Origin of the sequence: Streptomyces sp. NPDC005533 (genome assembly GCF_042871845.1) — a bacterium.
GTDB lineage: Bacteria > Actinomycetota > Actinomycetes > Streptomycetales > Streptomycetaceae > Streptomyces.
The window spans coordinates 143,589-169,382 of the sequence record NZ_JBIAJH010000013.1 but is presented as its reverse complement, the minus strand read 5'-3'; the positions used below and the strand labels follow the sequence as shown (position 1 = coordinate 169,382).

Here is a 25,794-nt window from a genome sequence, read left to right as displayed (position 1 = left end):
CGGCCCTCGTCTCAGCGGGTCACAGGGCGTTCTGCCGACAGGAGGAACACCACGGAACGGTCCTGTTCGGCCCAGGTGCGGGGGTCCAGGGCGACGGACTGGAGCAGCGCGCACTCGACGGCGTACCCGTGTTCGGTGAGCGCACGGCCGATGGCCTCCGCCTCGTCGCGGGTGGAGGCGTGGCTGACGATCCGTTCGGGGCGACGGTCGGCGACGGCCGCGACGACCTCGGCCCCGCCCCCGCCGACGCGGACGACGTCGGGCTCGGGCAGGCTCTCCAGGGCGTGCGGTGCGCGTCCGGCGACGACCTGGAGCTGCACTCCGCGCTTGCGGGCGGCGGCAGTTACGCGTTCGCAGGCGAGCGGGTCGGCGTCGACGGCGATGACGGCGGCGCCGAGCGCGGCGGCGTCCACGGCCAGGCCGCCGGAGCCGGCGCCGATGTCCCAGACGAGGTCGCCGGTGCGCGGGCCGAGCCGGGCGAGCTGGGCGGCGCGGAGCTGCGCCGACTCCCCTTCGCCGGTGTCGGGCTGCGGGCGGGCCCAGCCGCGCTCGGCGGAGTGGGCGGCGCCCTGGCCGAGCAGCCAGCCCGGTTCGGCGGCAGGGGCCTGTCCCGCGCCGCCGATGACGATGACGACGTTCGGGTCGCGCCAGCTGTGGTCGGCGGCCTTGTCGGAGGTGAGGACGCTCACCTGCTCCCGGTCCGTGCCGAGTTCCTCGCAGACGACGAAGGTGCGGTGGACTCCTTCGAGGAGCAGGGCGAGTTCGGCGGGGCCGGCGCCGGGCGAGGTGAGGACGGCGACCTTGGCGTGGGCGCGGCAGACGTTGACGGCCCGGCGCAGGGTGCGGGGGTGGGCGACGACGACCTGGGCGTCGTCCCAGGGCATGCCGGCGCGGGCGAAGGCTGCGGCCACGGAGGAGACGGCCGGGACGACCTCGACCTCGAGGCCGTGCTCCGGGGCGCGCAGGGTGCGTACGACGCCGAAGAAGCCGGGGTCCCCGTCGGCGAAGACGACCGCGGTGCCGCGGTGGGCGGCGATGCGGCGGGCGGCGAGTTCGAGGCTGCCGAGGCGGACGCGTTCTGCGGTGGGCGGGACCTCGGGGAGCGCGAGGTGGTGCGCGGCGCCGGCCACGAGGGTGGCGGCGGAGAGCGCGGACCGGGCGGCCGCGGTCAGGGGCGAGCCGTCCCAGCCGATCACCGTGACCCGGTCGGCCATCGTCGTCAGTCTCCTGGTGGTGGGGGCGGGCGAAGCTTCGTCGGGGGGCGGGCACGGTGAGACTACCCGGTCATAGGGTCAGTTCCAGTCGGCGCCGACGGTGCGGCCGTGCGCGTCGGCCCGCTGCCCGAAGGAGGTGCTGCCCGCGTAGCCGTCGTAGGAGTCGTATCCCTCGTAGCCGTCGCCGTCGTCGTCGAGGTCCTCGGGGACGAGGCTCCAGACGATGAGGTCGGTGCGGGTGTCGGTCCAGTGGCCGTCGGGGGTCTGCGTGCGCACTATCCACGCGTTGCGCAGGACGCCTTCGCTGATGCAGCCGATCTTCTGGGCCACCTGCTGGGAGGCGGTGTTGTCGGCGGCGGTGCGCAGTTCGAGGCGCTCGAACCGCTGGCCGCGGAAGAGCCATTGGGCGACGGCCAGTACGGACTCGCTGGCGTAGCCCTCGCCGCGGGCCCAGGGGGCGGTGACGTAGCCGACCTCGGTGGCGCGGGTCCGCCAGTTGGTGTTCTGGAGGTGGACGATGCCGACGAGGCGTTGGGTGAGGAACTCGGTGACGGCGAAGACGATGCCGCGGCCCTCGGTGCGTTCGGCGTGGGCGTCCCGGGTGGCCCAGCGGTGCGCGTCGGCGTGGGTGTAGGGGTGGGCCACGGTGGTCCAGGCGGTGACGTACTCGTCGTTCATCATCTCGGTGAGCGCGGTGACGTCCTCTTCCTCGAAGGGGCGCAGCACCAGCCGGTCCGTGCTGATGGTGACGTCCGGGAAGGTGGTAGTCATGCGCAGCTCCATGCCTGAGAAACGTGGTGCGACCGTGGTGCGATGCGACCGTGGTGAGGGACCGTTCATGCGGATCCGCCTCTACGGGTCGTAGGCCACAGCATGCAGCATCGACCGGGGGATGTGCAGGGCCGGGTTGCCCGGGAGCGGGCAGAGCTCGGCCCCGCGCGCCGTCAGCGGCGTGCGGGGCCGAGATTCCTGACTGCGGGGCCGTGCCCGGGGGCTGTCGGCCCGCCGGCTCAGGAGGCCGGGGTGCCGAAGGCCGGGATGACCGAGCCCTGGTACTTCTCGTCGATGAACTTCTTGACCTCGTCGGAGTTCAGGAGCTTGGCGAGCTTCTGGATCCGCGGGTCGTTCTGGTTTCCGTCCTTGACGGCGAGGAAGTTGGCGTAGGGGTTGCCCTCGGCCTTCTCCAGGATCAGCGCGTCCTTGGCGGGCGCCAGCTTGGCCTCGAGGGCGTAGTTGCCGTTGATGACGGCGGCGTCCACGTCGTTCAGGGCGCGCGGGACCGTGGCGGCCTCCAGCTCCTTGAACTCCAGGCCCTTCTTGTCGGTGATGTCGGACAGCTTGGCGCTGGTGCCGACACCCTCCTTGAGGGTGATCAGGTTGTTCGCGGCGAGCAGCTGGAGCGCGCGGCCCTCGTTGGTGGTGTCGTTGGGGACGGCTATGGTCTGGCCGGCCTTGATGTCGGCGATCGCCTTGACCTTCTTGGAGTAGAGGCCGAGGGGCTCCAGGTGCACGTTGACGACGGGCACGATGTGCGTGCCGTTCTTCTTGTTGAAGTCGTCGAGGTACGGCTTGTGCTGGAAGAAGTTGCCGTTGACCTGGCCCTGCTCGGTCGCGGTGTTCGGCAGGACGTAGTCCGTGAACTCCTTGACGTCGAGCTTCAGGCCTTCCTTCGCCGCGAGGTTGTCCTTGACGAAGTTCAGGATGTCGGCGTGCGGGCTCGGGGAGGCCGCGATGACGAGCGGCTTGCTCTCGTCGGTCTTGCCGCCGTCGGCCTTGGTGGAGGACGGGTCCGAGGAGCTGCCGCAGGCGGTGAGGCCGAGGGTGAGCGCGGTGGCCGTGGCGGCGAGGGCGGTGAGCTTGATGTTCTTACGCACGAAGAGTGCCTTTCTTGCTGAACAAGTACCGAGGACTTGCTGGTGGTGGCCCAAGCACGACAAGTGCGGGCTCTGTGGGGTGGGAAAGTCGGGGCGGCCCGTGGGGGCCGGTCAGGCGGTGCGGCCGCGGCGGGCCAGGAGGCGGACCACGCCGTCGCCGATCAGCTGGATCACCGTGACGAGGACGATCAGGACCGCGACGGTGGCGACCATGAAGCCGGTCTCGAAGCGCTGGAAGCCGTACGTGATGGCCTTGGAGCCGAGGCCTTCGCCGCCGACGGCTCCGGCCATGGCGGAGTAGCCGACGAGGGTGATGACGGTGGTGGTGACACCGGCGACCAGCGAGGGCAGGGCCTGCGGCAGGAGCACCTTGCCGACGAGGGTGGGGATTCCGCCGCCCATGGACTCGACGGCCTCGATCAGGCCGTGGTCCACCTCGCGGACGGCCGTCTCGACGAGCCGGGCGAAGAAGGGGACGGCGCCGATGGCGAGCGGGACGATCATGGCGGTGGGGCCGATGAAGGTGCCGACGACCGCTGTGGTGACCGGGATCAGGAAGATCAGCAGGATGATGAACGGCAGCGAGCGGCCTATGTTCACGATCACGCCGAGGACCTTGTTGAGCGGCTGGTTCTGCAGCAGGCCGCCCTTGTCGGTGAGCACGAGCAGGATGCCGATGGGCAGTCCGCCGAGCACGGTCACCAGGGTGGACCACAGCACCATGTAGAGGGTGTCGTAGGTGCCCTGGGTGAGCAGGGGCTGCATCTCGGACCAGGTCACTTCGCACCATCCTTGACCAGTGCGGCCAGTTCGTCGTCGATCTCGTCGATCTCGTCGGTCTGCTCGGCCTCGTCGATGACGTCGACCTGGAGGCCCTGTTCGCGCAGGAAGCCCACCGGGACGACGTTGTCCTCGTAGCGGCCGGGCAGTTCGATGCGCATGCGGCCGATCAGGCGGCCGGCGACGGTGTCCATCGCGGCGCCGAGGATCGAGATGTCGATGTTGTAGGTGCGCGAGAGCTGCGAGATGACCGGCTGGGCGGCGGCCTCGCCGTGGAAGGTGACGTCGACGACCGTGCGGTCGGGTCCGGTGGCGGTGCCGGTGACCGGGAAGAGCTCGCCGGCGAGCTCGGAGCCGGGGGTGGCGAGCAGTTCGGCGACCGTGCCGGATTCCACGACGCGGCCGTTCTTCATGAGGGCGGCCGAGTCGCAGACGGTCTTGACGACGTCCATCTCGTGCGTGATGAGCAGCACGGTGAGGCCGAGCTGCTGGTTGAGGTCGCGCAGCAGCCCGAGGATGGAGCGGGTGGTCTCGGGGTCCAGGGCGCTGGTGGCCTCGTCGGAGAGCAGCACCTTGGGGTCGCCGGCCAGGGCGCGGGCGATGCCGACGCGCTGCTTCTGGCCGCCGGAGAGCTGGGTGGGGTAGGCCTTGGCCTTGTCGGCGAGGCCGACCAGGTCGAGGAGTTCGAGGGCCTTGCGGGAGCGCTCGCGGCCGGAGACGCCGAGGATCTCCAGGGGCAGTTCGACGTTGCCCTGGACGGTGCGCGAGGACAGCAGGTTGAAGTGCTGGAAGACCATGCCGATGCGGCTGCGGGCCTCACGGAGCTCCTTGCCGGCGCGGCGACCGCGGCCGGCGAGCGCGGTGAGGTCGACTCCGTCGACGCTCACGGTGCCGGTGGTGGGGCGCTCCAGCAGGTTCACGCAGCGGATCAGGGAGGACTTGCCGGCGCCGCTCTGGCCGATGACTCCGTAGACCTCGCCCTCGCGGACGTGGAGATCGACGCCGTCCAGGGCGGTGACCTCGCGGCCACGGGACTGGTAGACCTTCGTGAGGCCCGATGTGGTGATCACAGGATTTCCGTCGCTGTCGAGTGCGCGGCGCAGCGGGGTGCCGGGCACGGGGCGAACATCTGGGGACGCGATACGGGACGAACCGTCAGAAAACGATGGCTTGGGCGCATGCGCGGGGCAGGAGTGAGCCGTGCTGTCCATCAGCGGGTGACGTCTGGCGCGGCTGGTCTCGCTTCGGGGCGCGAGGCTCAGGAAGGGGCCCTCAGAAGGCGCACATTCGACACATACAACGAGCACCGGGCGTCATCGTCGCCTCGGTCGCAAGGGTGCGGCTGCTCGTCGTGGTCATGGGCCCAAGTAAAGCAGACGTCTCCCCTGACCGATCAACGCTGTCCGGATAGCGGACGGGATCCGCCCGCATACCGGACGGCTTGGACCCGCGCCCGTCCTCGTACCACTGTCCTGACCTGCGTCGATGCGCTGATCGGACCCCATACGGGCACACCGGCCCGCGGTCCGACCGAGGGGGGCGCTGTGGTCAAGACCACCTTCCCGGAAGGGGCGCGCGCATCGGGTCTTTCGGCGCGTAATACCCTCGCTGCATGCTCGACGCCCTGACGGTCGCCATCGGCGTGGCCGCACTCGCCCTCGCCGCCTGGTGCGGCCACGCCGCATGGCGGGACCAGCCGACCAAGGACTGGCATTTCATCGGCATGGCCGTCGTGACCGTGCTGGTGCTGGCCCAGCTGGTGATCGGCCTGGTCAAGCTCGGGCAGGGCGAGAAGCCCGACGAGGGCACGGTGATCTTCGTGTCGTACCTGCTGGGCGCCTTCGCGGCGGTGCCGGCGGCCGGCATGCTCTCGCTGACCGAGCGGACCAGGTGGGGATCGGTGACGGTGGCCGCCGGCGCGGTCGTCCTCGCCGTCCTCGAAGTACGGCTCTACGACATCTGGGGAACCACCGGTGCCTGACGCTGAGACGAAGACCGCCACTCCCGCCGGGCGCAAGCGGCTGGTCTCCGGGCCCGGATTGCTGCTGGTGTGGCTCTACGGGGTGATGGTGGTGGGCGCGGTCTCGCGCTCGGCCTTCCAGATCTCCACCGAGTTCGACAAGGCGCCGCTCGCCTACTCGCTGTCGGCGGTGGCGGCGTTGGCCTACGCCTTCATCACCTACTCATTGGTGCGCGGCGGGGAGACGGCCCGCAAGGCGGCGCTGGTCTGCTGCGCCGCCGAGCTCGCCGGCGTACTGGCCGTGGGCACCTGGACCCTGGTGAACCCCGACGACTTCCCCGACACGACCGTGTGGTCGGCCTTCGGGATGGGCTACCTGTTCATCCCGGTGATCCTGCCGGTCACCGGGATGCTCTGGCTGCGCACGAAGCGCTGAACGCCGAACGCTGAGCGCTCAGCGCCGGACGACTACGCGCTGACCGCGAAGTCGGTCGGGTCCTTGGCCTCCTTCTCCAGGATCACCAGCTGGACCCCATCGGACGCCGTGCGGCCGCCGACCTTGACGTAGCCGGCCTTGCGGTAGAGGCGCAGGTTGGACTCGCTCTTGTGGCCGGTGTGCAGACGGAAGCGGGTGGTGGTGCCGGGGCCCGCGAGGGCCTCCTCGACCGCACGCAGCAGGCGCGCGCCGAGCCCGTGGCCCTGCAGGCGGGGGTGGACGCACAGCTTGGCGATCTTGCCGGTGCCGTCCTCGTCCACGCTGCCGCGCACGGTGCCGACGATCTCGTCGCCGAGCCGGGCCACCAGGACGGTGTCCGTGGCGAGCTCCCCCTTGAGGGAGTCCAGGGACTGGGTGAGCGGCTGGATGAGGTAGTTGCCGTACAGCTCGGCCTCGCGCTGGAAGGCCAGGTACTGCAGTTTGAAGATCTGCTCAGCGTCCTCGGCAGCCGCCGCCGAAATGGTCACGCTCATGCCCATGTGCGCATGCCTCCAGCTCACCTGGTAGCCCGTTGGTCTACCGCTCCTTTCCCCGAAGGCCAGGAGCCGCAACCTCTGCAGCCAGCATTCTGCGCAGACATCCCAGGCAACGGGAACGGACGGGCCCCAAACTTCCTTGTGAGATACCCAACTCTCCTGCGATTTCACGGTAAGTGAGGTCTCTGGGCGAAAGAAGTGCCTTCATCAGCTCGGGACAGCGTCCGGGCAACCGGGCGACCGCCGATCGGAGTGCGCGGTTCACCTCCCGGTCCAGGAGGGCGTCTTCCGGTGCGGCTCCCGCGGCCGGTTCGTGCCCGACGGCCCGGTCGCCTCCCGGGCTGTCGCCGGCCGGCGGGCCGTCGTACGGGATCTCCCGGCGGGCCCGGCGCCGGGCCGGGCGGGCCTCCGCCCGTACCGCCCGGCGCAGCCAGCGGGCCGGTTCCGCCGGCTCGGCCGGATCGGGGGCGCGCCGGCCGCGCTCCAGCAGCCTGACCCAGACGGCTTGTTCCAGGTCGGCCGCGTCCACTCCGGTGCCCGCGGCCTCCGCCGCCGCCTCCGCGGAGAGCAGCGGGCCGAGCTTCTCAAAGAGGTCAGCCTTCAGCAGGTCCATGCCGGGCGGGACGAGTGGGCCGGGCCCGGCGGTTTCCCCGCCGGGCCCGGCCCACTCGTTCGGGAAGCGGCGCTCAGCTGTTGACGGGGCGTCGGCCCGGACGGAAGGCCTCGGCCGCGAGCAGTCCGGTGTCCGGGTTGTCGGTGAAGATTCCGTCGATGCCCTGTTCGAAGTAGGTCCGGAAGGCGGCGAGGGCATCGCCGTAGGCGGCCGGATCCGTGCCCTTGCGGTACTCGGCCGGCAGGAAGCTGTTCTCGTTGCGCGCGGTGTAGGGGTGCAGCACCAGCCCGCGCGCGTGCGCGTCCTTCACCAGGGTGGTCGGGGTGCCGAGGCGGCCGTCCGCCGTGCGCGGGAGGATCAGGTCCATGGTGGGTCCGATGCCCTGGGCGAAGCCGGAGATCCACTTCAGGCCATCGGGCGTGACCAGGTCCGCGACCGTCCGCGGGTCCTTGGCCTGTTCGAAGTCCCAGGGACGTGTGTTCGCCGCGGAGAGCAGCACCACCCGGGGTGCGGCGACCAGCCGGGAGAGGCGCTGGATGCTGGAGGGCTCGAAGGACTGGAGGAAGACGGCCGCGCCCCGCCCGTCGCGCCCGTAGCGGCGCAGCAGCTTGGCGAGGGGCTCCTCCAGGCCGAGGCCGAGGCCGCGGAAGTAGCTGGGGTGCTTGGTCTCGACGTGCAGCCAGACCCGCTTGCCGCGCCGCTTGCCCTCGCGGTCGGCCCAGCGCAGCACCTCCTCGAAGGTGGGGACGGCCCACTGGCCGTCGTAGAGCGTGTTGCGCTGGCGGACGGCGGGGATGCGTTCCTTCGCGCGCAGGGTCTTCAGCTCGGCGAGGGTGAAGTCCTCGGTGAACCAGCCGGTGACGGAGACCCCGTCGACGGACTTCGTGGTGCGCCGGGCGGCGAAGCCGGGGTGGTCGGCGACGTCGGTGGTGCCGCCGATCTCGTTCTCGTGCCGGCACACCAGGTGCCCGTCCTTCGTCGGGACCAGGTCCTGCTCGATGACGTCGGCGCCCAGGTCGAGGGCCAGCTGGTAGGAGCCGAGGGTGTGCTCCGGGCGGTAGCCGCTGGCGCCGCGGTGGCCGATGACCGTGGGGTGGGGGAGGTCCCGGTATCCCCCGTCGCCGTGTCCGCCGCTCGTGGCGGACGCGGATCCCGCCGCGAGTCCGGTGATGCCGCCACCGGCCGCCAGGACGGCCGCCCCCAGGACCGTGCGCCGCGCTGCCCCACCCTGTGTCATGAGTGCCACTCCTCGTCGTCGTGACGGGCCCGCGGTCCCGGGATCTCTGATTTCCCGGCGTCTCGCGGCCCGTGATCGGCGTGCCGATGGTAGGCAAAAGGCGGTGGCCGGAGGGGGTGCGGCGACGGCACATCCGGGGAACTTGGCGGAAACGTGTGTCAACACTCCGTATCCGACACGTGAACCCGATGTGCGCTCGGACGTGACCCGCGAGTATCGTCCTCACCTGCACCACCGCCGCGTGGTGGGTGCCAGAACCGCTTTTCGATGCCGGAGGGCCCACGTTGTTCCGTACGCGCCTCATCAAAGCCACTGTCGGACCGGTCATGCGCATGATGTTCCGCACCCGTGTGGAGGGCATCGAGAACATCCCCGGCGACGGCCCGGTGATCCTGGCGGGCAACCACCTCACCTTCATCGACTCCATGATCCTGCCGCTGGTGTGCGACCGTACGGTCCACTTCATCGGCAAGGACGAGTACGTCACCGGCAAGGGCATCAAGGGCCGCGCCATGGCCTGGTTCTTCACCGGCTCCGGCATGATCCCCGTGGACCGTGACGGCGCCAACGGCGGAGTCGCGGCCCTGATGACCGGCCGCCGGATCCTCGAAGAGGGCAAGATCTTCGGCATCTACCCGGAGGGCACCCGCTCCCCCGACGGCCGGCTCTACCGCGGTCGTACCGGTATCGCCCGCCTGACCCTGATGACCGGGGCCCCCGTGGTGCCGTTCGCGATGATCGGCACCGACAAGCTCCAGCCCGGCGGCGCCGGCATGCCGCGCCCGGGCCGTGTGACCGTCCGCTTCGGCGAGCCGATGGAGTTCTCCCGCTACGAGGGCATGGACCGCGACCGCTACGTGCTGCGCGCCGTCACCGACTCGGTGATGGCCGAGGTCATGCGGCTCTCCGGCCAGGAGTACGTGGACATGTACGCCACCAAGGCGAAGGCCGCGTAGTCCCCGTCGTTCCTACTGCCGCTGGAGTGACCGGCTGACGCCCGCCGCCGTGGTGGTGGCGAGGATCCAGCCGGTCACGATCAGCAGGTACGACAACCACTGGTACCAGCCGCTCGGCGCGAAGGCCGCCTCCTGGCCGAAACTGACGATCGGGACCATCAGGTCGATCGTGTAGAACAGCGCGTTGAAGTCCGGCGCCTCCCCCGCCTTCAGGGCGCGTGGCGGGTCGATCCCGTACGCGAGCGTCCCGGTCATCAGCAGGGCCAGCAGCCAGCCCGCCGCACGCAGCGGCCGGAAGCCGTAGCCGACGGTGACGTCCTGGAGCAGCCCCCAGACCCGGGCGGCCCGGGGCAGCGTGCGGCGGTGCCGGCGCAGCTTCGCGAGCTGGACGGTCCGGGCGGCCGTCTCGTCGCCCGCCGTCCGGTAGGCCGCCGTGAGCTGCTCGTAGGCGTACGTGAGGTATCCGGATTCCTCCCGCTCCAGCGCGGGCAGCCGCTGCTCGGCCGGCAGGTGCGGGGCGAGGGCGCGGTAGGTGAGGCCGTCGATGGCGATCCGCGCGGGCCAGGCCTCCGGATCGACGTGGAGCAGGTCGATGGTGGAGCGGCGCAGGTTCACGTCGCCCCGGATCTGGTCGCACCGGCGCAGCCACAGTTCGCCGATCGCGCAGCTGGAGGCGCGCAGGGCGGTCCCGCCCGTGTTGTCGAGGTCGGCGCGGGTCAGGTTGGCCTGGCCCGGAATGCGCGAGCCGGTGAGGTTGACCATGCCGCGGACCTTCATCCGGTGCGCGCGCAGGTCGGTGCCGACGGTCAGGGTCTCGGCGTGCAGGGCGATGGCGCCGGGCGCGAGCAGCTGGGCGCGGTCGAGCTGGATCTGGCCGCCGACGGTGGCCCCGTTGAGGCGGAGCTGGCCGTGCACGGTCAGGTCGTTCGCGATGATGTCGGTGTGGACCTCGACGTGGTTGAGCTGGAGCGGGGGCTCGTCCTCCTCCTCGCCGGCCGTGGGGCCGATCACGGCCCCCTGGAGGAAGAGGCCCCCGGCTATCTTGGCGCCCTGGAGCCGCACGGGTCCGGCGATCCGGCAGTGGGAGAGGCGCAGGACCACTTCGACGCGCAACGTGGAGGCGGTCAGGCCGGGCAGGGTGGAGTGGCCGAGGACCAGGGCGCGCAGCTGGGCCCCGTAGACCAGGGGCTTGCGCTCGAACCAGCAGTCGCGCAGCCGGATGGGGTGGGCGATGACGGCGTAGCGCAGGTCGAGCTTGCCCACGATCCTCGCGCCCTTGATCTTGAGACCGGGGATCCGGCCCTGTACGACCGGGCAGGCCCCCAGCAGGATCGCCCGCAGCACCTCGGCGCGCAGGGTGCGCTCCGGGCCCCAGCCGGCTCCGTCGACGGAGCTGTCCTCGGGTGCGGCGCGGAAGTCGACCCCGTCGCCGCGCGGGAAGGCCTCCCAGACGCGGCGTTCCGCCGGGGTCAGATCGTTGATCTCCATCGCCGGGATGGTGTCCCGCAGTTCTACGGACTGTCAACTCTGGCCGGAAAGGCGCCCTTTGGCAGTACGTACGTCAGTGCTCGACGCTCTCCTGGAGCCGCTGGCCCTTCAGCAGGAACCAGGCGGCCACCGCGGTGGCCAGCAGTACGGCCGCGCCGACGCCGGAGGCCAGTCGCAGCCCGTCCACGAACGCGTCCTGGGCGGCGCCGACCATCTGCGTGGCGGTGGCCGGGTCCACCGCCTTGGCGGCCTCGACGGCCCCGCCGAGGGATTCGTGCGCGGCGTCGGCCACCGGCCCCGCGGCGCCTTCGGGGGCGGTGAAGCCCTGGTAGACGCCGGTGACGATGGAGCCGAGCAGGGCGATGCCGAGGGCGGCGCCGAGTTCGTACGCGGTCTCGGAGACGGCGGAGGCCGAACCGGCCTGCTCCTTGGGCACGCTGGAGAGGATGACGTCGGCGGTGACGGTGAAGGAGAAACCGGCGCCGAGGCCGACGACGAGCAGGGCCGCGCCGAGCACCGGGTAGCCGCTCTCCTTGTGGATCACGGTCAGGACGGCCAGGGCCACGCCGATGGCGGCGAGGCCGCCGGCCACGATGGACCGTACGGAGTACCGGCGGGCGTACCTGCCCGCGATCAGGCCGGTGACCACCGCGCCGACGGCGGCGGGCAGTTCGGCGAGGCCGGCCTCCAGCGGCCCGCGGCCCTGCACGAGCTGGAGGAACTGCGAGAGGAAGAAGACCAGTCCGGAGAGGCCGAAGACGGTGAGCAGGTCGGCGAGGACCGCGCCGGAGAAGCCGCGGTGCTTGAAGAGCCGCATGTCGAGCAGCGGGGACGACAGGGTGAACTGGCGGCGGACGAAGGCGCACAGGGCGCCCGCGCCGAGACCGGCGGTGGCCACGACCTCCCAGGTCAGACCGTGGGTGGCGACTTCCTTGACGGCGTAGACCACGCTGATGACGCCGACGAGGGAGAGGGCGACGCTGACCAGGTCCCAGGGGCCGGCGACCGGGTTCTTGGACTCGGGCAGCAGCTTGATGCCGACGAGGACCAGGGCGACCATCACGGGCAGGTTGATGAGGAAGACCGAGCCCCACCAGAAGTGCTGGAGCAGGGCTCCGCCGACGACGGGGCCGATGGCCGCGCCGGCCGAGGCGGTGGCGCCCCAGATGCCGATGGCGAGGCTGCGCTCCTTGGGGTCGTGGAAGATGTTGCGGATCAGCGCGAGGGTGGACGGCATCAGGGTGGCGCCGGCCACGCCGAGCAGGGCCCGGGCGACGATCATCATCTCGGGGCTGGTGGCGTAGGCGTTGAGGACGGAGACGGCGCCGAAGGCGGTGGCGCCGACGAGGAGCAGCTTCTTTCGGCCGATGCGGTCGCCGAGGCTGCCCATCGACACCAGGAGTCCGGCGATGACGAAGGAGTAGATGTCGCCGATCCACAGCAGCTGGGTGCCGGACGGCTTGAGGTCCTCGCTGAGGGAGGGGGTGGCGAGGCCGAGTACGGTGGCGTCGACCGCGACCAGCAGCACGGCCAGGACGAGCACGGAGAGCGCGAGCCAGCGTCCCCTGCTCTTGTCCTCCGTCTCCGTCCGCCTGCGCAGCTGTTCGGTACGGCTCATTTCTCCACACTCCGTCTGGCGCCACCGAGCAGCAGCTCGATGATCATGTACTGGAAGTCCTTGGCGGCGACCCGGCCGTCCATGACGGCCCAGGCGCAACTGCCGATGAGGCCGTAGAGGGCCTCGGTGAGCCATGCGGGGCTCAGGTCGATCCGGATGTCGCCCTCTTCCTGGCCGCGCCGGAACAGGGCCGTGACGCGGGCGTCGAGCCGGGACCATCCCTCGTTGATCTGGTCGCCTTCGAACAGCTGGTTCTCGGTGACGAGGAAGGCCAGTAGTTCGGCGTTGGGCTCGGCCTCGGCGACGAGGCGTCTGAGCGCCTCCACGGCCGTGCCCTCGTCGAGGCGGGCGTTGTCGAACGCCACCTCGAACTCGCGGATGCCGAGCTCTTCGAGTGCCCGTACGAGGGCGTCGCGCCCGGCGAAGTGCCGGTGGAGGGTCGCGCGCCCGATCCCGGCGGCGCGGGCGACCTCGTCCATCGTGGCGGTCGATTTGCGGGAGAGCAGGGCGGCCGCGTCGCGGAGCACCTGGTCACGATCCATGGCCATGAGACAAGCATACCCCGAATGAGACTTCGATGTCTCATTCGGCTCGAAAATGGGCTGCCCCGGAGCGGCCGGGACGCGATCCTGCCCTGATGAAGCCGCTGCTGCTGATCGACGTCGACGGACCGCTGAACCCCTACGCGGCCAAGGCCCAGCGCCGCCCCGAGGGCTACACCACCCACCGGATGCGGCCGACGGGCTGGCGGCAGGCGGAGAGCGCGAAGCCGTTGCGGGTCTGGCTCAATCCCGCCCACGGGGAGGAGCTGCTCGCGCTGGCGGACGCGTACGAACCGGTGTGGGCCACGACCTGGAAGGACGAGGCGAACGACTGGATAGGCCCCCACCTCGGCCTGCCCCGACTACCGTTCGTCGACTGGCCGTCGATGCACGGCCGGGCGCCGCGCGGCACCTTCTGGAAGACGCAGTACGTCGTCGCCTACGCGGACGGGCGCCCCTTCGCCTGGATCGACGACGACATCGGGCCCATGGACCACGAGTACGTCGAGCTCCACCACCCGGCGCCCGCGCTGCTGCTGCGGATCGACGAGCGGATCGGCCTGGTCCGCGAGGACTTCGACGCCCTGGCCGCATGGGCGGCGCAGCACACGGGTGGACACGTGTCGTGATGCGACCCTGACGACACGGTTCACCCGGACGAGCCGGGGAGCCCTCCCCCGCGTCGGGCCGAACCGGAGCAGGCCGGGAATCGCCGGAGGGGCGGTGGGAGCCGACGGGCTCCCACCGCCCCTCCGGGCGTACGGGCTACTGCTTGTGGACCGCCCAGGCGTGCTGGATGACCAGGTCGGCCTTCAGCTCGGTCAGCTGCACCGCCACCGCCGAGGGGGCGGTTCCGCCGCGGCCGTTGCGGGAGGCGAGGGCGCCCTTGACGTTGAGGACGGTACGGACCTCGGGGGTCAGGTGCTCCGAGATCTTCGCGAACTGCTCGTCCGTGAGCTCGTCCAGCTCGATGCCGAGCGCCTCGCACTCCTTGACGCACTCGCCGGCCACCTCGTGCGCCACCCGGAACGGCACGCCCTGCTTGACCAGCCACTCCGCGATGTCGGTGGCGAGCGAGAAGCCGGCCGGGGCCAGCTCCTCCATGCGCTCGCGGTTGACCGTGAGGGTGGCCATCATGCCGGTGAAGGCCGGCAGCAGGACTTCGAGGGTGTCGCAGGAGTCGAAGACCGGCTCCTTGTCCTCCTGGAGGTCCCGGTTGTACGCCAGGGGCAGCGCCTTGAGCGTGGCGAGCAGCCCGGTCAGGTTGCCGATGAGCCGGCCCGACTTGCCGCGCGCCAGCTCCGCGATGTCGGGGTTCTTCTTCTGCGGCATGATCGACGAACCGGTGGAGAAGGCGTCGTGCAGGGTGACGAAGGAGAACTCCTTCGTGTTCCAGATGATGATCTCCTCCGCGATCCGGGACAGGTTGATCCCGATCATCGCGGTGACGAAGGCGAACTCGGCGACGAAGTCGCGCGAGGCCGTGCCGTCGATGGAATTGCCGACCGAGCCCCGCTCGAAGCCCAGGTCGGCGGCGACCGCCTCCGGGTCCAGGCCCAGCGAGGAGCCGGCCAGCGCCCCCGATCCGTACGGGGAGACCGCGGTCCGGGTGTCCCACTGCCGCAGCCGCTCCGCGTCCCGGGACAGGGACTGCACGTGGGCCAGTACGTGGTGGGCGAAGAGCACCGGCTGCGCGTGCTGGAGGTGCGTGCGGCCCGGCATGGCCACGTCCGCGTGGCTCTCGGCGAGGCCGACCAGCGCGTCCTGGAGGTCCGCGATCAGACCGCCGATGATCCGGGCGTGGTCGCGCAGGTACATCCGGAAGAGGGTGGCCACCTGGTCGTTGCGGGAGCGCCCGGCGCGCAGCTTGCCGCCGAGGTCGGCGCCGAGCCGCTCCAGCAGGCCCCGCTCCAGGGCGGTGTGCACGTCCTCGTCGGCGATGGTGCCGGTGAAGGAGCCGTCGGCGACGTCGGCCTCCAGCCGGTCCAGTCCGGCGATCATGCGGTCGAGCTCTTCGGCCGTGAGCAGGCCCGCCTTGTGGAGCACGCGGGCGTGGGCGCGCGAGCCGGCGATGTCGTAGGGCGCGAGGCGCCAGTCGAAGTGGACCGACGCGGACAGCTTCGCCAGGGCCTCGGCGGGACCGTCGGCGAACCGGCCGCCCCAGAGCCGGACGTCACCCTTGTTGCTGCTCACAGCTACTGCTCCTCAAGACTGCATGGCGTGTACGGCATGCTTGTGGATGTGAAACCGCCTCCCCGCCGCGGAGGAAACGGGGAGGCGGTCACGTACTGCTGAACGGTCAGGCGAGGTCGCGCCGCGCCGCGATCTTCGAGGAGAGGCCGAAGATCTCGATGAAGCCCTGCGCCTTGGACTGGTCGAAGGTGTCGCCCGAGTCGTAGGTCGCGAGGTTGAAGTCGTAGAGCGACTCGTCGGACTTCCGGCCGGTGACGACGGCGCGACCGCCGTGCAGCGTCATCCGGATGTCACCGGTGACGTGCTGGTTGGCCTCGTTGATGAAGCCGTCCAGCGCCCGCTTGAGCGGGGAGAACCACAGGCCGTCGTAGACCATCTCGCCCCAGCGCTGCTCGACCTGCCGCTTGTAGCGGGCCAGCTCGCGCTCGACGGTGACGTTCTCCAGCTCCTGGTGGGCGGTGATCAGCGCGATCGCACCCGGGGCCTCGTACACCTCGCGGGACTTGATGCCCACGAGACGGTCCTCGACGATGTCGATCCGGCCGACGCCCTGGGCGCCGGCGCGGTCGTTGAGCTGCTGGATCGCCTGGAGCACGGTGACGGGCTTGCCGTCGATGGCGACCGGGACGCCCTCCTTGAAGGAGATGACGACCTCGTCGGCCTCGCGCGGCAGGGCCGGGTTCGAGGTGTACTCGTAGATGTCCTCGATCGGCGCGTTCCAGATGTCCTCCAGGAAGCCCGTCTCGACGGCGCGCCCGAAGACGTTCTGGTCGATGGAGTACGGGGACTTCTTGGTGGTCGCGATCGGGAGCTGCTTCTCCTCGCAGAAGGCGATCGCCTTGTCGCGGGTCATCGCGTAGTCACGGACCGGGGCGATGCACTTGAGGTCCGGGGCGAGGGCGACGATGCCCGCCTCGAAGCGGACCTGGTCGTTGCCCTTGCCGGTGCAGCCGTGGGCGACGGTCGTGGCGCCGTGCTTCTTGGCGGCGGCGACCAGGTGCTTGACGATGGCCGGCCGGGAGAGCGCCGAGACCAGCGGGTACCGGTCCATGTAGAGGGCGTTGGCCTTGATCGCCGGGAGGCAGTACTCGTTGGCGAACTCGTCCGACGCGTCGGCGACCTCGGCCTCGACCGCACCGCAGTCGAGCGCGCGCTTGCGGATGACGTCCAGGTCCTCGCCGCCCTGGCCGACGTCCACGGCGACGGCGATGACCTCGGCGCCCGTCTCCTCGGCGATCCAGCCGATGGCGACGGAGGTGTCCAGGCCGCCCGAGTAGGCGAGTACGACGCGCTCGGTCACGGGTTTCTCCTTACGGTGCATTCAACGACAGGCATAACTATGCACTACTCCGTATGTTTCGTCAATCGACGCCACCGCGAGCCTCCTGACCAGGGCGAATATGGGGCGCGTGACCACCCGGCGACCGCCTAGGCTCGCCGGGTACGCGTGGACAGGGGAGGAACATGAGCGCCTGGGACCGACAGGACGCGCAGACCGGGCGGGCCGCCGCGGCGGGACTGCTCGCCGGCCGGCGCGTCGGGATCGGCGGAGTCCGCCTCCCCGACCGGCCGGCGGCCTGGACCGCGTTCGACGAAGAGGTCCGCCGGGCCCGCGCCCACGGCGGCTCGCTGCCGTGCTTCGACCGCCCGGAGACCCGCCTGTGCCACCGGGACGGGCGGATCCGCGAGGCCGCGCTCGACGGGCCGGATCCCGTGCTCCCGCTCGTCGCGATCCGGTGTGCCGACTGGGTCCCGGCGGTACGCGAACGCGCCCGCCGGATCCTGGGCGCGGCTCTGACCGCCGACCCCGCGCGGACCCTGACCGACCTGACCCCGCTGGTCCTGCGGCTGGGCCGGCGGGAGCAGGGCGCCTGGGCGCTGGAGCGGTTCGAGGCCGCCCTGCGCGCCGAGGACCCCGTCCTCGCCCCGTGGTGGCGGCCGGCCCGGCCCGCGACCTGGTGGCGGGCCGAGCGGCCCGCGCACACCCGCACCGGCGAGCAGCCCGACACCGTACTGGCGTGGCTGCGGTGGAGCCCGGACCTGGAGACCCGGCGCTTCGCCACCCGGATCACCCTCGACCGCGGGCTGCTCGGCGTACGGGGACTGGCCCGGCGGGCCGCCGTCGAGCAGGACCCGGTGACGGGCACGCTGTGGACCGACGCCGCCTTGGCGGCGCTGGCCACCGGGGGGCCGCGCGACGCGGACGCGGCCGTCGCCACCGCCGCGAAAGCCGACGCGGACGCGGCCGTCGACGCCCTGCTGGGCGGACACCTCCCGATGGTCCGGGCCGCCGGGGTGAGCGCCCTGCGCCGGGCCGGCCGCGCCGCCGAGGCCGCGCACCACCTCACCGACCGCTCCGGAACGGTCCGGGCCTGCGCCCGATGGCTGCTGCGCCAGGACGGCGGCGATCCGTACGCGTACCTCCGCGCGCTGGTGGAGGACCCGGACCGGATCACGCGGTACGCCGTGACCGGCTTCGCCGAGTGCGCCGCCCGCGCGGACGCCCCGCTGCTGCGCGCCCTGCTCGACCACCCCTCCGGGGCGGTCCGGGCGGCGGCCGTCGCGGGGCTGCGGCACCTGGACGTCACCGACCTCGGGCTGCTGCGGCCCCTGCTGGACGACCCCTCGCCGAGCGTGGCCCGGGAGGCCTCCCGCAGCCTGCGCGCCTCGGCGGGGCAGTTGCCCGCCGACTGGCTGCTGGCCCGCATCGCGCCCGGCCTGCCGCGCCACACCCGCCTGGCGGCGTACCGCGTCCTGCACGCCCGGGGCGGGGTGGCCGGACTGCGGGCCTCCGTGGACCTGCTGACGGACGAGGACGCGGGGCTGCGCGTGCTCGCCGGGCAACGCCTGGGGAGCCTGTGGTCCCCCTACCGGCCGCCCGCCCTGCCGGCCCGGGATCCGGAGGTCGGCGCCCTGTTGGACCGCTGCACCGGGGTGTTCAGCGGCTACGTCCTGGAGCGGATGCGCTCACAGCTCGGGCTCCCCCGCACGGGGAGCGGGGCGCACGGATACTGATCGGCATGGGAAAGCTCTACGAACGCATAGACGGCCGGCTGCGGCAGTTCATCGAAGCGCAGCCGGTCTTCTTCACCGCGACCGCACCGCTCGCGGCCGACGGTCACGTCAACCTGTCCCCCAAGGGCCGCGCCGGAACCCTGGTGGTCATCGACGAACAGACCCTCGCCTACCTGGACTTCGGCGGCAGTGGCGCCGAGACCGTCGCGCACGTCCGCGAGAACGGCCGGATCACCCTCATGTGGTGCGCCTTCAGCGGACCGCCGAACATCGTGCGCATCCACGGCGAGGGCGAGGCGGTCTTCCGCGACGACCCCCGCTGGGTCGAGCTGATCCCCCTGTTCGGCGACGCCGACGGGCCGTCCGCGCGGGCGATCGTCCTCGTCCACGCCCGCCGCATCGCGGACACGTGCGGCTACGCCGTCCCGTTCATGGAGTACGAGGGCGAGCGCACCCTCCACGCGGAGTACTTCGGCCGCAAGACGGACGAGGAGTTCGCCGCGTACTGCGAGAAGAAGGAGTTCATCGAGACGAGCCTCGACGGCCTGCCTGCACTGCCTCTGCCCCTTCCGCCCCGTACCGTCTGACATGTGCTGCGTACCGCTCTCGTCACCGGCTCACTGATCGTCAGCAGCCTGCTGCCGCAGGCCCCCGCGCCCCTGCCGTTCCGGCTCGCCGACACCGGCGGCGGCAGTCAGCTGATCATCGCCGTCGCCCCCGCGCCCGGATCCACCACCGGTCGGCTGACCTGGTGGGACCGGTGGTCCGGGGGCTGGCACGAGGCCGGGAGCGCGCCCGCCCGCTTCGGGTCGAACGGCCTCACCGAGGGCGCGACCCGCACGCAGGGCACCAGCACCACGCCGACGGGCCTGTACGCGCTCCCGTACGCCTTCGGGATCCGGCGGGCGCCGGCCGGCACGGAGGTCCGCTACCGGCGGGTGCGGGGCGACTCCTGGTGGTGCCAGGACAACGCCTCGGCCCACTACAACCGCTGGGTGGAGCCGCTGCCCGCGGACTGCGCGCCGGGCGAGGCCGAGCACCTGGTGACGTACGAGAAGCAGTACACGCACGCGCTCCTCATCGCCTTCAACTACGAGCGGCCCGTGCGCGGCCGGGGCGCCGGGATCTTCCTGCACGTCAACGGCAAGGGTGCGACGGCCGGTTGTGTGTCCGTGCCCGAGCGGGCCATGCGGGCGATCCTGCGCTGGGCGAACCCGCGCCGGCGCCCGCACATCGCCATCGGCACGGAGGACGGGCCGCTCGCCGTCACCCGCTACTAGGTCCGCGGGGCTCGGGCTTGGGCTCGGGCTCCAGCTCGTCCTCGTCGGCGGCCCGGTACTCGTACGCGTCCTCCCACCAGACCTTGTCGTCCAGCCACGCGTCGTCCTCGTCCTGACCGTCGTCCTCTTCCACGACCTGGTCGGCGCCGCGCCAGGTGTGGTCACCGGCGCTCCGCAGCACGTGGATCCGCTGCTCTTCGTCCAGCGCCTCGAAGGCCGGGTGCGGCTCGGCGCGGATCAGGTCACCCAACGGGTCGCCGCACTCCGTTCCGGCCCGGACCGTCCTGCCGGCCCGCTCGGCGAACAGCAGGGCCACCAGGCCGAGACCGGCCACCACGGCGCAGGCCCATTCCCGTACGCCGTGCGGGCGCTCGGCCACCAGCAGCACGCCCGCCAGGCACCAGAAGAACATCACCAGGACGATGCCCACGCAGCCGCAGCAGGCCGACAGCTTGCTCCCCTCGCCGTCCGGCATCTTCGGGAGAACGGGCAGCAGGGCGTCGCGTTCCCTCGCGTACGCGCTGAGCCGCCCCCGGTACTCCCCGTCGGACCGGTGGATCCAGCCGATCGACACGGGCTCGGGATCGTGGCGGCGTACGGCCTCCCACAGGGCCGCGGGCAGCGGGTGGACGGGCGTGCGGGCCGGGTCGCGGCCCTCCTCGGTCAGGAACGCCGCTCCTTCCGCGTCGATGCGGAGGTACCCGCCGAGGACGAGTTCGGCGGCCGCCGCCCCGGTCGCCTCGTCGCGCAGCAGGGCGGCGTGGTAGGGCTCCGGGTCGACGGCGGCGACGAGGCGGCGGATCGCGCGGCGGATCCGGGCCCGACGCCGCCACCGCAGGCCGATGGGCCCGTACACGGCGGCGGTCACGAGGGACACCGACAGGGCGAGGACGAATCGGAGCACGCCCCGAGGCTATGTCGGCCGGCCCCGGCGCGGCACCGGATTTCCGGCGCCCCGGACCGCCCCGCTAGCCCTCCTTCTGCGCCAGCCGCAGGAGGTGGTCGGCGAGGGCCTGGCCGCCCGCCGGGTCGCGGCTGATCAGCATCAGGGTGTCGTCGCCGGCGATCGTGCCGAGGATCGCGCGGAGCTCGGCCTGGTCGATCGCCGAGGCGAGGAACTGCGCCGCACCCGGCGGGGTGCGCAGGACCACGAGGTTCGCGGAGGCCTCCGCGGAGATCAGCAGCTCCCCGGAGAGGCGCCGCATGCGCTCCTCCTTCGCGGACTCGCCGAGCGGTGCCTGCGGGGTGCGGAAGCCGCCCTCGCTGGGCACCGCGTAGATCAGCTCGCCCCCGGTGTTGCGGATCTTCACCGCGCCCAGCTCGTCGAGGTCGCGGGAGAGCGTCGCCTGGGTGACGCTCAGCCCGTCGTCGGCGAGCAGCTTGGCCAGTTGGCTCTGCGAGCGGACCGGCTGCCGGTTGAGGATGTCCACGATCCGGCGGTGGCGCGCGGTGCGGGTCTGCGGGACGGCCTGTCCGCCTTGCTCGTTGTCCTGCGCCTGGCTCATCGTCGTCTCATTCTTCGGTTCCGTCCCCGTTGGCTGCGTCGAGGATGCCGGGCAGGGCCCGGAGGAACGCGTCAGCCTCGGCCTCGGTGAGTACGTACGGGGGCATGAGCCGTACGACGTCGGGGGCGGGCGCGTTGACCAGGAAGCCGGCGTCCTGAGCCGCCTGCTGCACTTGGGGTGCGAGCGGTTCGGTCAGCACGATACCCAGCAGCAGGCCCGCGCCCCTGACGTGGGAGACCAGCGGGTGCCCCGAGGACTCGATCCCGGAGCGCAGCCGCTCGCTCCGGGCCTTGACCTGGTCGAGCAGTCCCTCGGAGGCGATGGTGTCGATCACGGCGAGGCCGGCGGCGCAGGCGACCGGGTTCCCGCCGAAGGTGGTGCCGTGCTGGCCGGGCCGGAACAGGTCGGCCGCGGCGCCGAAGAGGGCCACCGCCCCGATGGGCAGACCGCCGCCCAGTCCCTTGGCGAGGGTGACGACGTCGGGCTCGACGTCCTCGTGGGCCTGGTGCTCGAACCACTGGCCGCAGCGGCCGATGCCGGTCTGGACCTCGTCGAGGACGAGCAGGGTGCCGGTGGCGCGGGTGATCTCGCGGGCGGCCGTCAGGTACCCGGGCGGGGGCACGACCACGCCGTTCTCGCCCTGGATGGGCTCGATGACGACGAGCGCGGTCTCCTCGGTGACGGCGGCCCGCAGGGCCTCGACGTCACCGAAGGGGACGTGCGTGACGTCACCCGGCAGCGGCAGGAAGGGCTCCTGCTTCTTCGGCTGGCCGGTGAGGGCGAGGGCGCCCATGGTCCGGCCGTGGAAGCCGCCGTCGGTGGCGACCATGTGGGTCCGCCCGGTCAGCCGGCCGATCTTGAAGGCGGCTTCGATCGTCTCGGCCCCGGAGTTGCAGAAGAAGACCTTCCCGGGGCGGCCGAAGAGCTGGAGCAGCCGCTCGCCGAGCGCGACGACCGGCTCGGAGATGAACAGGTTGGAGACGTGGCCGAGGGTGGACACCTGCTCGGTCACGGCCGCCACGATCGCCGGGTGGGCGTGCCCGAGCGCGTTGACGGCGATGCCGCCGACGAAGTCGGTGTACTGCTTGCCGTCGGCGTCCCACACCTGGGCGCCCTCGCCGCGCACGAGCGCGAGGGCGGGGGTTCCGTAGTTGTCGGTCAGCGCGCCCTGCCAGCGCGCGCCGTATTCCTGGTTGCCGGTGCCCTTCGTCATTGCGCTCCCCCTGGCTGTCGTCCGGGCTGTGGGTCGGGCACGACCATCGTGCCGATGCCCGAGTCCGTGAAGATCTCCAGCAGGATCGAGTGCTGGACCCGCCCGTCGAGCACGCGGGCGGTGTTCACGCCGTTGCGCACGGCGTGCAGGCACCCCTCCATCTTGGGCACCATGCCGCTGGACAGCTCGGGCAGCAGCTTCTCCAGCTCGCTGACGGTGAGCCGGCTGATGACCTCGTCGCTGTGCGGCCAGTCGGCGTACAGGCCCTCGACGTCGGTGAGGACCATCAGCGTCTCGGCGCCCAGCGAGGCGGCGAGCGCGGCGGCCGCCGTGTCGGCGTTGACGTTGTAGACGTGGTGGTCGTCGGCGCTGCGGGCGATGGAGGAGATGACCGGGATCCGGCCGTCCGAGAGCAGCGCCTCGATCGCGCCGGTGTCGATGGCGGTGATCTCGCCGACCCGCCCGATGTCGATGACCTCGCCGCCGATCTCCGGGCTGTGCTTGGTCGCCGTGATGGTGTGGGCGTCCTCGCCGGTCATGCCGACGGCGAGCGGCCCGTGCTGGTTGAGCAGTCCGACCAGCTCGCGCTGGACCTGGCCCGCCAGGACCATCCGTACGACGTCCATGGCCTCCGGGGTCGTGACGCGCAGGCCGGCCTTGAACTCGCTGACCAGGCCCTGCTTGTCGAGCTGGGCGTTGATCTGGGGGCCGCCGCCGTGCACGACGACCGGCTTGAGGCCGGCCTGGCGCAGGAAGACGACGTCCTGGGCGAAGGCCGCCTTCAGGTCCTCGTCGATCATGGCGTTGCCGCCGAACTTGATGACGACGATCTTGCCGTTGTGGCGGGTGAGCCAGGGCAGCGCCTCGATGAGGATCTGCGCCTTGGGCAGGGCGGTGTGCTTGCGGGCGGTGCCGGGCTGGCCGGCCTTCTCGTCGCTCATGAGGAGTACGCGCTGTTCTCGTGGACGTAGTCGGCGGTCAGGTCGTTGGCCCAGATGACGGCCGACTCGTCGCCGGTGGCGAGGTCGGCGGTGATGCGGACCTCGCGGTCCTTCATCGAGACCAGGTCGCGGTCCTCGCCGACCGAGCCGTTCTTGCAGACCCACACGCCGTTGATGGCGACGTTGAGCCGGTCCGGGTCGAAGGCGGCTTGGGTGGTGCCGATCGCGGAGAGCACCCGGCCCCAGTTCGGGTCCTCGCCGTGAATGGCGCACTTGAGCAGGTTGTTGCGGGCGATGGACCGGCCGACCTCGACCGCGTCGTCCTCGCTGGCCGCGCCGACGACCTCGATGCGGATGTCCTTGCTGGCGCCCTCGGCGTCGCCGATCAGCTGGCGGGCCAGGTCGTCGCAGACGGTGCGCACGGCCTCGGCGAACTCCTCGTACGCCGGCACCCGGCCGGAGGCGCCGGAGGCGAGCAGCAGCACCGTGTCGTTGGTGGACATGCAGCCGTCGGAGTCGACGCGGTCGAAGGTGGTGCGGGTGGCGGCGCGCAGCGCCTTGTCGAGGGTGGCGCTGTCCAGGTCGGCGTCGGTGGTGAGGACGACGAGCATGGTGGCGAGGCCCGGGGCGAGCATGCCCGCGCCCTTGGCCATGCCGCCGACGGTCCAGCCTCCCCCACCCTCCGGGCGGGGGGACCCCCAGGAGACGGTGGCCGTCTTGTGCACGGTGTCGGTGGTCTTGATGGCGATGGCGGCGGCCTCGCCGCCGTCCTCGGACAGGGCGGCGGCCGCGGTCTCGATGCCGGGGAGCAGCTTGTCCATGGGGAGCAGGACGCCGATCAGGCCGGTGGACGCGACCGCGACCTCCCCGGCGTTGACGTCGTCGCCGAGGACGGCGGCCACCTTCTCGGCGGTGGCGTGGGTGTCCTGGAAGCCCTTGGGGCCGGTGCAGGCGTTGGCGCCGCCGGAGTTGAGGACGACCGCGCTGACGGTGGCGCCGCGCAGGACCTGCTCGGACCAGTGCACGGGTGCGGCCTTGACGCGGTTGGAGGTGAAGACGCCCGCGGCGGCCAGTCGCGGCCCCTTGTTGACCACGAGGGCCAGGTCCGGGTTGCCGTTGGCCTTGATCCCGGCGGCGATGCCCGCTGCCGTGAATCCCTGTGCTGCCGTGACGCTCACGGTGCGACTCCGATCGTGGAAAGACCCAGGCTCTCGTGGAGCCCCAGGGCGATGTTCATGCTCTGCACCGCGCCGCCGGCGGTGCCCTTGGTCAGGTTGTCGATGGCGCTGACGGCGATGATCCGCTGGGCGGACGCGTCGTAGGCGACCTGGACGTGGACGGCGTTGGAACCGTGGACGGATTTGGTGGACGGCATCCGGCCCTCGGGCAGCAGGTGGACGAACGGCTCGTCGGCGTACGCCTTCTCGTAGGCGGCGCGCAGCGATTCGGCGGTGGTGCCGGGGAGGGCCTTGGCCGAGCAGGTGGCGAGGATGCCGCGGGCCATGGGCACGAGGGTCGGCGTGAAGGAGACGGACACGCGCTGGCCGGCGATGGGGCTCAGGTTCTGCACCATCTCGGGTGTGTGCCGGTGGCCGCCGCCCACGCCGTACGGAGTGACCGAGCCCATCACCTCCGCGCCGAGCAGGTGCGGCTTGAGGGCCTTGCCCGCGCCGGAGGTTCCGGTTGCGGCGACGATCACGGCCTCCGGCTCGGCGAGTTGGGCCTGGTAGGCGGGGAAGAGCGCGAGGGTGACGGCGGTGGGGAAGCAGCCGGGGACGGCGATGCGCTTGGTCCCCTCCAGTGCGGTGCGGGCGCCCGGCAGCTCGGGGAGGCCGTAGGGCCAGGTCCCGGCGTGCGGGGCGCCGTAGAAGGCGTCCCAGTCGGCGGAGTCCTTGAGCCGGTGGTCGGCGCCCATGTCGACGACGAGGACGTCCTCGCCGAGTTCGGCGGCGACGGCGGCGGACTGGCCGTGCGGCAGTGCGAGGAAGACGACGTCGTGGCCGGCGAGGACCTGCGCGGTGGTCGCCTCCAGGGTGCGCCCGGCGAGCGGCACGAGGTGTGGCTGGAGGGAGCCGAGGAGCTGTCCGGCGTTGGAGTTGGCGGTCAGCGCGCCGATCTCCACTTCGGGGTGCGAGAGCAGGAGGCGCAGGACTTCCCCGCCCGCGTACCCGCTCGCTCCGGCCACCGCTGCACGTACCACCATCGGACCCTCCTCATCGATGGCATGACTATACGTACATCCGCACGTTTATGCAATGTTCTGGATCTCGGCGGGAGGGACGCACGGGAGGATCCGGCGCCGGGGGCGCCCTACGGAAGATGTCTAGCAGGAAAGGCCCCGCTCCGGCGGCGATTCCGCCGGTTGCGTCAGCCCGTCGGTCCGGCCGCGCGCG

Annotated in this window: 26 protein-coding genes; 7 read left to right on the top strand and 19 right to left on the bottom strand. The window is 71.8% G+C overall.

Features of this window, described 5'->3' with window-relative positions; genetic code table 11:
- Nucleotides 1-11 precede the first annotated feature (11 nt).
- The 5 genes from cbiE to ACFYP3_RS16130 all read right to left on the bottom strand — a co-directional run bounded on the left by cbiE (nt 12) and on the right by ACFYP3_RS16130 (nt 4,938).
- Nucleotides 12-1,214 (bottom strand): precorrin-6y C5,15-methyltransferase (decarboxylating) subunit CbiE, encoded by a 1,203-nt coding sequence (gene cbiE, locus ACFYP3_RS16150; RefSeq protein WP_388832078.1) that lies wholly within the window; start codon nt 1,212-1,214, stop codon nt 12-14.
- Nucleotides 1,215-1,292: 78 nt separating this feature from the next.
- Complete coding sequence (locus ACFYP3_RS16145; RefSeq protein WP_388832075.1) at nt 1,293-1,985, bottom strand: GNAT family N-acetyltransferase; 693 nt, start codon at nt 1,983-1,985, stop codon at nt 1,293-1,295.
- Nucleotides 1,986-2,224: 239 nt separating this feature from the next.
- A complete protein-coding gene (locus ACFYP3_RS16140; protein ID WP_388832072.1) occupies nt 2,225-3,088 on the bottom strand; it encodes a MetQ/NlpA family ABC transporter substrate-binding protein in 864 nt (287 codons plus the stop codon).
- 111 nt (nt 3,089-3,199) lie between these two features.
- Nucleotides 3,200-3,868: a methionine ABC transporter permease gene (locus ACFYP3_RS16135; protein WP_388832069.1), complete on the bottom strand. Its 669-nt coding sequence runs from the start codon at nt 3,866-3,868 to the stop codon at nt 3,200-3,202.
- Nucleotides 3,865-4,938: a methionine ABC transporter ATP-binding protein gene (locus ACFYP3_RS16130; protein ID WP_388832212.1), complete on the bottom strand. Its 1,074-nt coding sequence runs from the start codon at nt 4,936-4,938 to the stop codon at nt 3,865-3,867. Before ACFYP3_RS16130 ends, ACFYP3_RS16135 begins: the two co-directional genes overlap by 4 nt.
- A 542-nt stretch (nt 4,939-5,480) precedes the next feature.
- Here ACFYP3_RS16130 and ACFYP3_RS16125 point away from each other — a divergent pair.
- Together ACFYP3_RS16125 and ACFYP3_RS16120 are read left to right on the top strand one after the other, a co-directional pair.
- Nucleotides 5,481-5,849, top strand: coding sequence for a hypothetical protein (locus tag ACFYP3_RS16125; protein ID WP_351289598.1), 369 nt, complete (start codon nt 5,481-5,483; stop codon nt 5,847-5,849).
- The gene (locus ACFYP3_RS16120) at nt 5,842-6,264 is read left to right on the top strand and encodes a hypothetical protein (RefSeq protein WP_388832066.1); all 423 of its coding nucleotides are present in this window, start codon (nt 5,842-5,844) and stop codon (nt 6,262-6,264) included. Before ACFYP3_RS16125 ends, ACFYP3_RS16120 begins: the two co-directional genes overlap by 8 nt.
- A 32-nt stretch (nt 6,265-6,296) precedes the next feature.
- On the opposite strand, the gene ACFYP3_RS16115 is transcribed toward ACFYP3_RS16120, so the two are convergent.
- From ACFYP3_RS16115 to ACFYP3_RS16105, 3 genes are all read right to left on the bottom strand, one after another.
- On the bottom strand, nt 6,297-6,803 hold the full coding sequence (locus ACFYP3_RS16115) for a GNAT family N-acetyltransferase (protein WP_365477619.1): 507 nt from the start codon (nt 6,801-6,803) through the stop codon (nt 6,297-6,299).
- Nucleotides 6,804-6,840: 37 nt separating this feature from the next.
- Nucleotides 6,841-7,413, bottom strand: a complete 573-nt coding sequence (locus ACFYP3_RS16110; RefSeq protein ID WP_388832063.1) for an RNA polymerase sigma factor — start codon at nt 7,411-7,413, stop codon at nt 6,841-6,843.
- A 73-nt stretch (nt 7,414-7,486) separates the two neighbouring features.
- The gene (locus tag ACFYP3_RS16105; RefSeq protein ID WP_388832060.1) at nt 7,487-8,650 is read right to left on the bottom strand and encodes a glycerophosphodiester phosphodiesterase; all 1,164 of its coding nucleotides are present in this window, start codon (nt 8,648-8,650) and stop codon (nt 7,487-7,489) included.
- A 326-nt stretch (nt 8,651-8,976) separates the two neighbouring features.
- Between ACFYP3_RS16105 and ACFYP3_RS16100 the strand changes: the two genes are divergently transcribed.
- Nucleotides 8,977-9,606, top strand: coding sequence for a 1-acyl-sn-glycerol-3-phosphate acyltransferase (locus ACFYP3_RS16100; protein ID WP_037805411.1), 630 nt, complete (start codon nt 8,977-8,979; stop codon nt 9,604-9,606).
- A 12-nt stretch (nt 9,607-9,618) separates the two neighbouring features.
- Here the strand turns inward: ACFYP3_RS16100 and ACFYP3_RS16095 are convergent, their stop codons facing one another.
- From ACFYP3_RS16095 to ACFYP3_RS16085, 3 genes are all read right to left on the bottom strand, one after another.
- Entirely contained in the window at nt 9,619-11,094 is a 1,476-nt protein-coding gene (locus tag ACFYP3_RS16095; protein ID WP_388832057.1) for a membrane-associated oxidoreductase, read from the bottom strand.
- A gap of 73 nt (nt 11,095-11,167) precedes the next feature.
- On the bottom strand, nt 11,168-12,712 hold the full coding sequence (locus ACFYP3_RS16090) for an MFS transporter (RefSeq protein WP_388832055.1): 1,545 nt from the start codon (nt 12,710-12,712) through the stop codon (nt 11,168-11,170).
- Nucleotides 12,709-13,260: a TetR/AcrR family transcriptional regulator gene (locus tag ACFYP3_RS16085; protein ID WP_030706189.1), complete on the bottom strand. Its 552-nt coding sequence runs from the start codon at nt 13,258-13,260 to the stop codon at nt 12,709-12,711. The genes ACFYP3_RS16090 and ACFYP3_RS16085 overlap by 4 nt, the downstream gene beginning before the upstream one ends.
- Nucleotides 13,261-13,349: 89 nt before the next feature.
- On the opposite strand from ACFYP3_RS16085, the gene ACFYP3_RS16080 reads away from it, so the two are divergent.
- Nucleotides 13,350-13,883, top strand: a complete 534-nt coding sequence (locus tag ACFYP3_RS16080; protein WP_388832052.1) for an HAD domain-containing protein — start codon at nt 13,350-13,352, stop codon at nt 13,881-13,883.
- Between the two features lie 136 nt (nt 13,884-14,019).
- Here ACFYP3_RS16080 and argH read toward each other — a convergent pair whose 3' ends face one another.
- Nucleotides 14,020-15,447, bottom strand: a complete 1,428-nt coding sequence (gene argH / locus ACFYP3_RS16075) for an argininosuccinate lyase (protein ID WP_388832049.1) — start codon at nt 15,445-15,447, stop codon at nt 14,020-14,022.
- Nucleotides 15,448-15,553: 106 nt separating this feature from the next.
- On the bottom strand, nt 15,554-16,747 hold the full coding sequence (locus ACFYP3_RS16070; RefSeq protein ID WP_362134688.1) for an argininosuccinate synthase: 1,194 nt from the start codon (nt 16,745-16,747) through the stop codon (nt 15,554-15,556).
- A 164-nt stretch (nt 16,748-16,911) separates the two neighbouring features.
- Between ACFYP3_RS16070 and ACFYP3_RS16065 the strand changes: the two genes are divergently transcribed.
- The 3 genes from ACFYP3_RS16065 to ACFYP3_RS16055 are packed head-to-tail and all read left to right on the top strand — an operon-like array spanning nt 16,912 to nt 19,742.
- Nucleotides 16,912-18,462 carry a hypothetical protein gene (locus tag ACFYP3_RS16065; protein WP_388832045.1) on the top strand — a complete coding sequence of 517 codons (1,551 nt, stop codon included), beginning with the start codon at nt 16,912-16,914 and terminating at the stop codon, nt 18,460-18,462.
- A 5-nt stretch (nt 18,463-18,467) separates the two neighbouring features.
- The gene (locus ACFYP3_RS16060; RefSeq protein ID WP_388832042.1) at nt 18,468-19,049 is read left to right on the top strand and encodes a pyridoxamine 5'-phosphate oxidase family protein; all 582 of its coding nucleotides are present in this window, start codon (nt 18,468-18,470) and stop codon (nt 19,047-19,049) included.
- Between the two features lie 6 nt (nt 19,050-19,055).
- Nucleotides 19,056-19,742: a L,D-transpeptidase gene (locus ACFYP3_RS16055; RefSeq protein ID WP_388832209.1), complete on the top strand. Its 687-nt coding sequence runs from the start codon at nt 19,056-19,058 to the stop codon at nt 19,740-19,742.
- On the opposite strand, the gene ACFYP3_RS16050 is transcribed toward ACFYP3_RS16055, so the two are convergent.
- From ACFYP3_RS16050 to argC, 6 genes are all read right to left on the bottom strand, one after another.
- On the bottom strand, nt 19,729-20,646 hold the full coding sequence (locus ACFYP3_RS16050; protein ID WP_388832039.1) for a hypothetical protein: 918 nt from the start codon (nt 20,644-20,646) through the stop codon (nt 19,729-19,731). The two genes, ACFYP3_RS16055 and ACFYP3_RS16050, sit on opposite strands and share 14 nt — an antisense overlap.
- Before the next feature lie 64 nt (nt 20,647-20,710).
- Nucleotides 20,711-21,247, bottom strand: coding sequence for an arginine repressor (locus ACFYP3_RS16045; protein WP_030765547.1), 537 nt, complete (start codon nt 21,245-21,247; stop codon nt 20,711-20,713).
- A 7-nt stretch (nt 21,248-21,254) separates the two neighbouring features.
- A complete protein-coding gene (locus ACFYP3_RS16040; protein WP_388832034.1) occupies nt 21,255-22,460 on the bottom strand; it encodes an acetylornithine transaminase in 1,206 nt (401 codons plus the stop codon).
- Nucleotides 22,457-23,401, bottom strand: a complete 945-nt coding sequence (gene argB, locus ACFYP3_RS16035) for an acetylglutamate kinase (protein ID WP_388832031.1) — start codon at nt 23,399-23,401, stop codon at nt 22,457-22,459. Before argB ends, ACFYP3_RS16040 begins: the two co-directional genes overlap by 4 nt.
- Nucleotides 23,398-24,579 carry a bifunctional glutamate N-acetyltransferase/amino-acid acetyltransferase ArgJ gene (gene argJ / locus ACFYP3_RS16030; protein ID WP_388832027.1) on the bottom strand — a complete coding sequence of 394 codons (1,182 nt, stop codon included), beginning with the start codon at nt 24,577-24,579 and terminating at the stop codon, nt 23,398-23,400. Before argJ ends, argB begins: the two co-directional genes overlap by 4 nt.
- Entirely contained in the window at nt 24,576-25,604 is a 1,029-nt protein-coding gene (gene argC, locus ACFYP3_RS16025) for an N-acetyl-gamma-glutamyl-phosphate reductase (RefSeq protein ID WP_388832024.1), read from the bottom strand. Before argC ends, argJ begins: the two co-directional genes overlap by 4 nt.
- Nucleotides 25,605-25,794 lie beyond the last annotated feature (190 nt).